Source organism: Methylobacterium soli (genome assembly GCF_008806385.1).
GTDB lineage: Bacteria > Pseudomonadota > Alphaproteobacteria > Rhizobiales > Beijerinckiaceae > Methylobacterium > Methylobacterium soli.
This window is the reverse complement of record NZ_VZZK01000001.1, coordinates 308935-321100: the sequence shown is the minus strand read 5'-3', so window position 1 is coordinate 321100 and position 12166 is coordinate 308935. Positions and strand designations below refer to the sequence as shown.

General features: G+C 62.7%; 4 protein-coding genes. 2 read left to right on the top strand and 2 right to left on the bottom strand.

Going from position 1 to position 12166, the window contains the following annotated elements:
• Window positions 1–111 precede the first annotated feature (111 nt).
• The gene (gltX, locus tag F6X53_RS01480) at window positions 112–1548 is read right to left on the bottom strand and encodes a glutamate--tRNA ligase (RefSeq protein WP_150996725.1); all 1437 of its coding nucleotides are present in this window, start codon (window positions 1546–1548) and stop codon (window positions 112–114) included.
• A gap of 163 nt (window positions 1549–1711) precedes the next feature.
• Here gltX and F6X53_RS01475 point away from each other — a divergent pair, with 163 nt between their 5' ends.
• Window positions 1712–3985, top strand: a complete 2274-nt coding sequence (locus F6X53_RS01475; RefSeq protein WP_150996453.1) for a ComEC/Rec2 family competence protein — start codon at window positions 1712–1714, stop codon at window positions 3983–3985.
• Here F6X53_RS01475 and lexA read toward each other — a convergent pair.
• Window positions 3979–4701 (bottom strand): transcriptional repressor LexA, encoded by a 723-nt coding sequence (gene lexA / locus F6X53_RS01470; protein ID WP_150996451.1) that lies wholly within the window; start codon window positions 4699–4701, stop codon window positions 3979–3981. The two genes, F6X53_RS01475 and lexA, sit on opposite strands and share 7 nt — an antisense overlap.
• A 1363-nt stretch (window positions 4702–6064) precedes the next feature.
• Between lexA and F6X53_RS01465 the strand changes: the two genes are divergently transcribed.
• Entirely contained in the window at window positions 6065–11638 is a 5574-nt protein-coding gene (locus F6X53_RS01465) for an SdrD B-like domain-containing protein (RefSeq protein WP_150996449.1), read from the top strand.
• Window positions 11639–12166 lie beyond the last annotated feature (528 nt).

Below are 12166 nucleotides of genomic sequence, written 5' to 3'. Positions count from 1 at the left end.
CAGGACCATCGGGTTAGCGGATCAGCACCCTGCCATCAACGGGGCGGGTGACATCCGCTACCGAACACCAAGCGAAATCCGGGCCGAGCTCGGTCCGGATCAGCTTCGAGGTCATACAACCGGAGCGCTCTGCGCCTGATCGCGCAGGCGCGCAAGGCACTCGTCTCGACCGAGCACGTCCATAACGTCGAAGAGCGGTGGCGAGGTTGTACGACCGGTCAGTGCAGCGCGGAGAGGTTGAGCAACTTGGCCGAGTTTTAATCCGGCTCCCTCCGCAAATTGCCGCACCGCAGCCTCGGTCGCCGCCGCCGACCATTCCGGAAGCGTGTCGAGCACCGGCACGATGGCCCCAAGGCGCGTCCGCGCCTCGTCACCGAGAAGGCTCCTGGCCTTCTCGTCCAGGGCGAGCGGACGCGCGGCGTAGAGATAGTAGGCGCTGTCGACAAGCTCGACGAGGGTCTTGGCGCGCTCCTTCAGCCCCGGCATGGCGGCAATCAGCTTCGCGCGAAGGTCCGTGGCGATGGGCAGGGCCAGCCCGCGATCCGGCCCGATCGCCGGAACGATGGTCTCGATCGCGTCGACGAGCGCTGCGTCCCCCGAATTTCGGATATAGAGTCCGTTCAGGTTCTCGAGTTTCGCGAAATCGAAGCGGGCAGGCGAGCGCCCAATCGATTTCAGGTCGAACGCCGCGACCATCTCGTCCGTCGAGAACACCTCCTGGTCGCCGTGGCTCCAGCCAAGGCGAACCAGGTAATTGCGCAGAGCTGCCGGCAGGTAGCCGAGATCGCGATAGGCGTCGACGCCGAGAGCACCGTGGCGCTTGGAGAGTTTCGCGCCGTCGGATCCATGGATCAGCGGGATATGCGCCATGGCCGGCACCGCCCAACCGAGCGCCTGATAGATCTGACTCTGCCGCGCCGCATTCGTCAGGTGATCATCCCCACGGATGATCTGGGTCACGCCCATGTCGTGGTCGTCAACGACGACCGCGAGCATGTAGGTCGGGTTGCCATCGGAGCGCAGCAGGACCAAGTCGTCCAGGTCGCGGTTCTGCCAGGTGACCCGGCCCTGGACACCGTCCTCCACCACGGTCTCTCCCTCGGCGGGAGCGCGCAGCCGGATGACCGGCTTGACGCCGCTTGGCGCCTCGGCCGGATCCCGGTCACGCCACCGGCCGTCGTAACGCATGGGGCGCCCTTCGGCGCGGGCGCTGTCGCGCATCGCGGCGAGCTCCTCCGGCGTCGCGTAGCAATGATAGGCGTGTCCCGTTGCGAGGAGGCTCTCGGCGACCTCGCGATGACGCGCGGCCCGCGCAAATTGGTAGATGACCTCTCCGTCCCATTCGAGCCCGAGCCAGCGCATTCCGTCGAGAATCGCGTCGATCGCGCCCTGGGTGGAGCGCTCACGGTCGGTATCCTCGATGCGCAGCAGCATGCGGCCGCCGAAATGGCGCGCGTAGAGCCAGTTGAACAGGGCCGTGCGGGCACCACCGATATGGAGGTAGCCGGTGGGGGAGGGCGCAAAGCGCGTGACGACGGCTGACGACATCGATCCAGTTGAACGTTCGAGTGGAGGGGCGTGCGGGTTGACAAGCGGGGGCGGATCGACCGGCCCGGTCTGGCGCCTGTAGCATGCGGGAGCGAATGCGTTAAGGAATCGTCGCGCAGGCCGGCATGTCCAGCCGCTCTGCGTAGAACTGATGTGGCAACCGATGGGCGAGCTGCGCACGCGTTTCTCCGGTCGGGCTCTCGCGGTCCTGGCGCCCGCTCGCCTGGCGACACCCGTCGCGTGGATGCCGGCGGCCCGCGCCTTCGTGATCGGCGAGTTGGCGCAGGAAGCTGAGCAGAGGCGGCTGTTCCCCTGGATCGCGGTCGCGTTCGGGTGCGGGATCCTGATCTTCTTCACGGCGACCGACGGCCTGCCGAATGTGTGGGCGCCGCTCATCGCCGCCGTGGCATGCCTCGCCGTCCTGCCTTTTCTCGGTGCTCATCCTCTCGGACGCGCGGCTCTGATCGCCCTCTGCGCCGTCGCCTCGGGCTTCGCCAGCGGAACGTGGCGCGTCGCACAGGTCGCAAGCCCGATCTTGAGCCGGACCAGCATCGCTCCGCTGACCGGCTTCATCGAAGCCCTGGACGAGCGGGAAGAGGGGGCACGTCTGATCGTGCGCGTCTCCACATTCGGCACGCTCGGTGCGCAGGACCGGCCAGCACGGGTCAGGGTTTCGTTCCGTAAGCCGCATGCCTTGAAGCCGGGCGACTTCATCGCAGCGACCGCGCGGCTTCTGCCTCCGCCCGAAGCGGCCCGCCCAGGCGGCTACGATTTTGCCCGTGACGCCTTCTTTCGCGGCATCGGTGCAGTCGGATCTCTCCTCGGCAAGATCGAGGTGCGGACGCCACCGGTTCCCGTGCCTCTCGATCTGCGCCTGGCGGCGGCGATCGACGACGCGCGGAATGGCCTCACGCGCCGCATCACGGATGCCAATGGAGGCCAAGCGGGGGCTGTCGCGGCAGCTCTCGTGACGGGCAAGCGCGGTCTGATCACCCAGGAAACGAACGACGTCCTCCGTGCCGCGGACATTTACCACGTGGTGTCGATCTCCGGCCTCCACATGGTCCTCGCCGCGGGCGTTGTCTTCTGGCTGCTGCGAGCAGGATTGGCACTCATCCCGTACGCCGCTCTGCATCTGCCCATCAAGAAATACGCGGCCGCTGTCGCGATGGTCGGGGTCACGGCCTACTGCGCCTTCTCAGGCTGGGATATTGCCGCGGAGCGTTCTCTGATCATGACATTGATCATGCTTGGCGCGATCTTGGTGGACAGGCCCGCCTTGAGCATGCGGAACCTGGCACTCGCGGCACTCATCGCCCTCGCACGCGAACCGGAGGGTTTGCTCGGGCCGAGCTTTCAGATGTCGTTCGGGGCCGTCGCCGGCCTGATCGCATGTGCGCGCTGGCTCAATGGACGCTTCTTTCGACGTGAAGGTACCGGATGGCTGGCGCGGAACATCGGTCTCGCCCTCTCGGCCGTGTTCGGCACGCTCCTGACGACCTTGGTGGCGCAGATCGCGACCGCGCCCTTCGCGACGTTCCACTTCCAGACGATCCAGCCCTTCGGCCTGATCGGCAACGCGCTCACGCTACCATTGGTCTCGCTGGCCGTGATGCCGTCCGCCGTGATCGGCATTCTGGCCTACCCTTTCGCCCTCGATCTCCCGATCTGGTGGACGATGGGCCTCGCCGTGCGCGGCATGCTGATGATCTCGACCTGGATCTCAGGCTTTGGACAAGCCACTCTTGTGGTGCCCGCCTTCGGCGCCGGCGCGATGATGCTGCTCGCAACGGGATTGCTGCTCGCCACGCTGCCCGTCTCGCGCCTGCGCTGGCTGGCGGTCGGTCCGGCCATCCTGGGTGTCGGTTTCGCAGCGGCCTCCGAGCGATATGACATCTACATCGATCGAGACGGCAATGGCGCCGCGGTCCGGGATCGATCGGGTCGCTTGGTCGCACTCGGGAAGCCGCCCGCTTTCGTCCTCGAACAATGGCTGAAAGCGGATGGCGACCCGCGCAAGCCTGCCGATCTTGCGGGCGGCGCTTCGTGCGACCGACTCGGTTGCACCGTGGAGGCCTTCGATGGACGCAAGATCGCTTGGGTCAAGGACAAGCGCGCATTCCCGGAGGATTGCGCGCGGGCCGATCTTCTCATGACTCCACGATTTGCACCGCAACCATGCGCTGCTGCCCTCGTCATCGACCGTGCCTATCTCGGTCGTTACGGCGCGACAGCCCTGCGCTTGACCAAAGGCACGCCCTTGGTTGCGCATGCGAGAGCCGACCGAAGATCTCTGCCGTGGCGTTCACGGGGCCGCCTGGAGGCCGAAGACACGGGTGGAGCAATCCCGCGCACGGCCAACCAAGTTCCGCTGAATCCCAATGGACCGGAGGAGCCGGATGTGTTCGTTGAACCGAGCCCAGAAAGCCTTCAGTAGCGACGAACCAAGCTCACGAGCCGCCCCTGAATCCGGACGCGGTCCGGACCGAGCACGCGCGTTTCGTAGGACGGGTTGGCAGCCTCAAGGGCGATCGACGAACCGCGGCGACGCAGGCGCTTCAAGGTGGCTTCCTCGTCGTCGATCAGCGCCACGATGATATCGCCCGTGTTGGCCGTCTCCTGCTTGCGGATGACAACGAGGTCGCCGTCAAGGATGCCTGCCTCGATCATCGAGTCGCCACGGACCTCGAGTGCGTAATGCTCGCCGCCTGCCAGGAAGTCGGTCGACATCGTGATCGAATGACTCTGATTCTGTATCGCCGAGATCGGCGTCCCTGCCGCGATCCGGCCCATCACCGGGATCGTCATGGCCCGGCCGTTCTCGTCGGTGGCCTGAGTGAGCGGCATCTTGGACGCGGGAGCCTTCGCGCGACCGCCTTCGACAACGCTCGGCGTGAAGCGGCGCACCTCACCTTGTCCCACCGTCGGCGCCGCGAGACTCTCGGGCATCCGGATCACCTCGATGGCTCGTGCACGATTCGGCAGACGCCGCAAGAAACCTCGCTCCTCGAGCGCGGTGATCAAGCGATGGATGCCCGACTTCGACTTCAAGTCGAGAGCATCCTTCATCTCGTCGAACGAGGGGGGAACGCCGCTCTCACGCATCCGCTGCTGGATGAAGCGGAGCAGATCCAGCTGTTTACGCGTCAGCATCCGGCAACCCATCCCTCTCGCTGCACCGTACCGGGCAGTCATAGAAACAAACCGCGAACACGTTAAACGTTCCTCAAGTGTTCTGCAAGGGAGGCTTGGCCGTCAACTCGGGTCGGCCGGGCTAGGCCGGCGGCCAACCGGCGCGCGCTGATGACCGATGAACCGGGAATGCGCGGCAATGATAGGCCGCGACGATGCGGGCTTCGAACTGCGTTGCCTGCATTCGCCGGCGTTCCACCAATCCCCCGAACCATCTGTTGCAGTTCGGAGATTGTGCTGGGCACGAACCTGTTCGTGCAGACAGGATGCCCTCGGCAGGCTGAACTGCCCTCCGCCCAGCTGCCGAGATCGAACCCGAAGCTCCGCCGCTTTGGATCTCGGAGCCTTCCGCAGGTGGCTTTTCCAGTTCACAGATTCATGACGGTTAGAGCCGCGTCCAAAACCCTGCGAGGCCAACTGTCAAAGTCGTTGAAGCGGCCCGAGGACGCTCCCTTCCTTGGCTCGACCCTCAGCTCAGCTTCCACAATCATGGGCAATGATTGCGCAAGGGCCAGGAAACCCCGACCGATCTCCTTGGTTCGGGACATGTTGGCGATGACAGATACATGTCCGGTCTCATGAAGCAAATTTCATTCACATTGAGGAAAGGTGGAATGCGTTTCGCGATCAAAGTGCTTATCGGCGGCGTAGGCCTTCTCTCTGGCGCCTCTAATGGTGAGCAAATTTACAGCAATTTCTGCAGAAAATTCATATTGAGCAAATTGCGTACGTGAATCTGTGTTGAAATCGTGGCAGCTTAGGAATAATGATCGTGCACACTATAATATCCAGCTGTTTTTAAAGCGCTTGACAGAGTCGAACCGTGTCGGATATTACTATATTGCATCTAAAGGTTATAAATAAAACTGAATACAACTTGTAATTTCTGTTCTGTTGATAGGCAGGGCGCGAGGGCTTTGCCGTCAGTCCATCTGCGGTGGCCCGTCCAATATATGATGGGTCATGTCGGGGTTGCTGAGTGGGTCGCGCCAGCGTCGCTTCCGAGGAGCGAGCAAACGCACTGAACAGATTGAAATGAATGTTTAACAGTCAAACCGATGAGGTTTGACTGTATTTTTGCGTTGTAACTCCTAGATTTGAGATGCATACAGTTACAAAAATCTGGAAAAATTCCGTTTACGTTGTTTTAATCGTTTCATGATCGGCCATTTCCGGATTAAAGCCTTCCCACCACGAGTGCAGCGAAGAGGCGGATCGGCCCTCGGCCGGCTCAACTGCCCAGAACAGCGTCACCCTAAGAACGTCGCTGGCTGCATGCCTGCACGCCGATAACGGCGGCTGGAAGCATTGGGAGGAACGTCAGATGGCCACGATCACCGGTAAGCTGTTCTTCGACTTCAACGCGAACAACGTGCAGGATCCGGGCGAAGGTCCGTGGACGCCGACCGGTATTCAGCTGCTGGACACAACCGGTGCTGTCGTGGCGACGACCAGCGCCGATGCCGGGGGCAGTTACCAGTTCAGCAATCTGGCCGCCGGAACGTACTCCATCCTTCTTCCGACATCCGGCGGTTATCGTGCCTTCGATGGCATCATGCGGTCACCGGGCGACAACAAGAGCCTGATCAGCGGCATCAAGGTCGACGCGGGCGCCAACGTTCAATTGAACGAAGGCGTCTTCTCGCATTCGTATATCGAGGGCACCGTCGCAAACGATCTTGACGGAAACGGCATCAAATGGGCCGGGGAAACGGGTCTCGCAGGCGAAACGGTCCAACTCTACGATAAAGTGGGCAATCTTCTCTCGTCGGCCACTACGGACGCGAATGGCGCCTACTTCTTCTATGGATTGAAGCAGGGCGACTATGTCGTGAAGACGGCTGTTGACTCTAGCATGGTCAGCACCACCGGCGACAAGGCTGTGACGCTTGGGGTCAGTCAGGGAGCGACCACCGTTGACCTCGGCGCACGCGACAAGGCCAGCGCTGTCTCGATCAGCGGCACGGCTTACGTTGATTCCAGCAACGACCATGTGCGAACGGCCGGCGAGGCCGGAATTGAAGGCGTCAGCGTCGCCTTGCAAAACGACAAGGGGTATGTCGTCCGCACCACGCTCACCGACAAGAATGGCAACTACACTTTCGATAATATCGACGCAGCGAAATACAAGGTCTATTTTGCGTCGCCCGCCAATATGAAGGGCTCGGGAAAGATTGACACGAGCATCAGCACCGGACAACTCACCCCCGGCTCTAAGGTCAGTGGGTTCGATGTCGGCTTCGTCAAAGATCCGGACGTCGTTAAGACCGATGACATTCCGAAGAACGTGAAGGAAATCAACGTCGTTATACGAGGACAATCCAACACCGTTTACGCGTCGGACTATTACGGCCTCAATCCTTACCTCAAGAGCGAGATCGAGAAGCTGCTTGGCTTCGACGGTGTCAATCAGAAGGTCAATGTCATCGGAACTGAGCAGGGTGCCGATCGCGCCAACACGGAACGCGGCGGCACGGGGCTTCTCACGGACTGGCTCGATCCGGTCGGCGGAGATTACAAGAACGGATGGAACGCCAAGTTCTACGAACTGGGCTTCTTGAGCGCGTTGGGCAAACTGCCCGATGCCCAGAAGGCGGCGCCGACTGCGTTCGTTTGGTTGCACAACGAAACCGACAGCTATCGGCCGGGCACGACGGTTGACAAGTGGATGAGCGGTGCGCGCTACGAGGCAGGACTCGCGCGGGCAGTCCTGGGGCAGGACGTCGGTTCCGTCCCGTATATGTTTGTCAACGCGATCCCGTTTCCGACCAATGGATATGGACCGCAACCCATCCAGAACCAGAATATCCGCGTTGGACAGGCCACGTTGACTGAAGACCCGGATTTCAACGCAGCCTACGCGACGCGCCAAGCCGGTGATGTCGACATGTCCGGTGACGGCGCCATCAACGGCTTCCACATCAATGTTGCGGATGCGCAAACCCTCCTTGGGCGTGTTGCCAAATCCATTGCGGAAAAATTCAAGGATTCAGCTATTTCGGGGTCTCCGATCGCGCTGGCAGGCGGCAACATAGACAACGAAGGTCCGACCGTTTCGAAGGTGGAGACTGTTGCAGGGCATCCGGATCAATTGCTGTTGACCTTCAAGTACGACGTAGCGACGAAACTGGGTGCTCTGAGCGGGCCTGCCGCAGACGGCACGAGCTGGTCGTTGCGGACCGATTATCAGGACGACAGCGCGAACGCGCAGGCTACGAAGGCGCAGATCATTGGTGGTGACAAGCTGCTGCTAACCTTCGATCACGCGGTCAACGCCGCCACCGACAAGCTCTTCTACGACTGGGGCGGCGACCGGATTGCGACCTCCCAGAGCGCATCTGGTGTCGGTGCGGCCGTCTATGACAGCAACAACGTACCGGTTTCGGCCGATCCCCGCGGCGTCGCGGTCAACCCGACGGCCGTCGTCGTCACGCCGACGACATCGATCTCGACCGGCCAGATCAGCGGTCATCTCTTCTCCGATACGAACGCCGACGGCGTGCAAGGGAGCGGCGAGGCCTCACTCGGGGCCGGGTTCAAGGTCGACCTCTACGCCGCCGACGGCACGACGCAGTTGGCCAGCACCGCCACTGATGCCAGCGGCAACTACAGCTTCGGCAGTCTGGCGGCGGGCGACTACGCCGTGCGCTTCCAGTCGTCGGGCAATAAGCGCGCCAACGACGGCACAGTCACCGCCGACGGCTTCAGCTGGGTCAAGGGCTTCCACGTCGACGGCACGACTACGACCACGCTGAACGAAGGCTTCTTCCCCGGGGCGACGATCCACGCCTTCAACGCGACGGGGGCCAAGACCGAGATCGTCGACGGTACGCATGTGCTGGTCACCTTCGACCACGACGTGTCCCCCGCCGACCAGCTGTTCTACGCCTGGGGCAGCCAGCGGCTGGCCCTGCCCGGTGGCCCGGGTAACGGCAACGCGATCTATGACAACAACGACGTGCCGGTCTGGACCAGCCCGTACGGGGTGAGCATCGGCGACACCAAGGTGGCCGCGCCGGCGGTGCCGGTCCTGAGCACGGGCCGGATCAACGGGCACACCTTCAACGACGCAAATGCCAACGGCGTGCAGGGGACCGGTGAAGGCGCTCCGGACCTCGGCCTCATCGTGGATCTCTACGATGCTGCCGGTACGCAGCTGATCAAGACGACCGCGACGGACCTCAACGGCAATTACAGCTTCGGCGACCTCGCGGCCGGCACCTACAATGTCCGCTTCCACACCCCCGGCAACAGTGGTGCCACGGACGGGACGGTGAAGGCGGACGGGTTCAGCTGGGTCAGCAACGTCAAGGTCGACGGCACCAACCCGACGACCTTCAACGAGGGCATCTTCCCAGGCGGCGACATCAAGGGCATCGTTTACGACAATACCGACGGCAATGGCAGCCTCGGCGGAAGCGACAGGCTGCATGACGGGGTGACGGTCCAGCTCTACGACAGCAAGGGCAACCTCGCCGGCACTACGGTGACCAGCAACCACGATGCCGGACTTCCAGGCACATCCGGCGTCTACAGCTTCTATCACCTCAAGCCGGATACCTACGCGGTCAAGGTCGTGCCGCCGGACGGCAAGGTCGCGGTCAACCCGAGCGTCAGCCTGAATGTGACCAGCGGCGCTGACGTATACGGGATCACTTTGGGGCTGCGCGACGCGCCGGTCGCGGCCAACACGTCGAGCATCGGCGGTCATCTCTTCTTTGACGGTAACGCCGACAACGCGCAGGGACCGGGCGAGGCCAACTTATTCGCCGGCTTCCCCGTCAAGCTCTACAGCGCCGACGGCACACAGCTCCTCAAGTCTACCACCACGGATGCCGGCGGCAATTACAGCTTCGGCAGCCTGGCAGCCGGTACCTACAGCGTCCGCTTCGACACCTTCGGCAATTACCGCACGAATGACGGTACGGTGACGGCGGATGGGTTCAGCTGGGTCAAGAACATCAAGGTCGACGGTACCAACTCGACGACCTTGAACGAGGGCGTCATCCCGGGCGCCGACATTCGCGGTGTGGTCTACGACGATACCGATGGCAACGGCAGCCTCGGCGGAAGCGACGCGCTGCATGACGGGGTGACGGTCCAACTCTACGACAGCAAGGGCAACCTCGCCGGCACCACCGTGACCAGCAACCACGATGCCGGACTTCCAGGCAAATCCGGCGTCTACAGCTTCTACCACCTCGCGCCGGACACCTACACGGTCAAGGTCGTGCCGCCGGACGGCAAGGTCGCGATCAACCCGAGTGTCAGCCAGACCCTGGGCGTCGGAGCCGATGCTCAGGCGGTCAATCTCGGGCTGCACGATGTCGCGCCGCTAACGGTTCAAAAAGTTTCGGTCTCCGGCAATGGGATCGATATAAACGGTTCGGGTCACATCGGAGCCGGTAAGGAGATTACCTTCACGGTCCAGTATTCCGACACCGTCACGGTGGGCCAAGCTGCGCAAAAGCCCGACCTCCTTCTCTCATCCGGTGCCATCGCGAGCTACAGCGGCGGCTCAGGCACCAACACCCTGACCTTCAAATACGTTGTGCAGGCAGGGCACGACATCGCGCATCTGGAGGTCTCCAATCTCGAGCCGAACGGAAGCACGATCAGCGGGCCGCACGGTGCGGGCGTGCCCCTTACCGTCAACGTCGCGTTGCCGGGCTTCCTCGCCATCGACACCACGCCACCGGTGGTGCATCTCTTCGTCGATGATGTGCCGCAGCATGTTGCTGCGACATCGGCGAGCGGTGCCGAGGTCGATTTCGGGGGCTTGTCCACCGACAACATCGACGGGACAGCGGATGGGGTCATCTACAAGGATGGCAACACGGTCGTTCAACCCGGCGATACCTTCGCGGTCGGCAGCCACACGATCACCGTGATCGCGACGGATGCTGCCGGCAACGTCTCCGATTCCGCCACATTCAGCTTCACGGTCGATGCCTTCACGGGAAGTGGCTCGGGCGGCGACAATCAGCCCGGCTCAGGAGGTTCGGGCGGTGGCAACCAGCCCGGATCAGGTGGCTCTCCCGGCTCCGCTGGCTCCGGCGGCGACGGCACCTCGGGCGGCGATGCCCAAGCGGGGTCCGGCGGAACAGCAACAACGACGAACCCAGCCAACGCAAAATTCTTCGGGAACGTCGTGCACGATGCTTCGGGGGCGGACGGGCAGGTCTACGCGCTCTTCCACGCTCTTCTTGGACGTAACCCGGATGTCACCGGTCAGGAGTTCTACGCAGCCAAACTACAATCCGGCCTGAGCCTCGCCGATCTCGCCCAAGCCCTGCTCGACTCAGCGGAATACAAGGCGAGTCATCCCACTTCGGACAATGCGAGCTACGTGCAGGGTCTTTATCAATCCGCTCTGCATCGGGCTGCGGATCCGGATGGCCTAAAGTACTGGACCGGCGTGCTGGACCACGGGGGCTCACAGGCGCAGGTCGCCTCCCAGATCGCCCTTTCGTCCGAAGCGCAGCACGTGCTCCAGGATGCGTTCACCGCCGGTGTCTTCGCCCCTGATCACACGGCAAGCGATATCGCGCGGCTCTATTACGGGCTCCTCGACCGCGCTCCGGATGTCAGCGGCTTGCAAAGCTACAGCAATGCCGTCTCACACGGCGTGCAATCACTGGCGCAGGTCGCGCAGACGATCATCGCCTCGCCCGAGTTCACAGCCAGTCACGTTGGGCTGAGTGACGCAGCTTTCGTGGACCTCGTGTACCAGGGTGCCCTGGACCGGCACGCGGATCCGGGCGGCCTGAACGGGTGGACCAACGCGCTCGCTCACGGCGCATCACGGGCAGACATCGCGGTGGGCATTGCCGAAAGTCCTGAGGCGCATTCGCACCTCATCGGCAAGATCGAGGCGGGTTGGATCATCCATAGCTGACCAGTCCCGTTCGCCCGGTGCAGATCGCGTGTGACCTGCACCGGGCTTCGATTTGGCGGTTTGGCTCAGGCCATGCGGTCAAGGCTCGTAGCGCGGCGCTGGCATCAAGATGCTCCCGCCTCGTCGAGCGCAAAATCCCTCGGCTTCCCTCTTCCGGGAGGGAAGGCTTCACCTTCGTCCCGGTGTCGCGTCCATGGCGCGACACCGTGTTTTTTGAGGTGCGAATGCCGTAGTTCGGCTGGTCGCTTCCATTGAGTTTCAAGCGCCGGATTGTCTTGATGCGGGTAGCTCCAGCGATAGATCCAGCGACCCAACCTGGCCGATTGCCGGGGTGGTCTGTCCCTGTGTCTGCATTGTTTGAGCGGCCTCGCTAGCGTTCTGGCAGTTCCGCAATTGGGCGCGGCGTTCACAGGCGCACAGGTGACGAAGTCGGCAAGGTCGAGTTCGAGCACCTAACGTCACTCGTTATGTGCTCCCGTCATTCCTCGTGCCGATGAAGTCGCGCAGAGATCGATGCGGCGGTAAAAT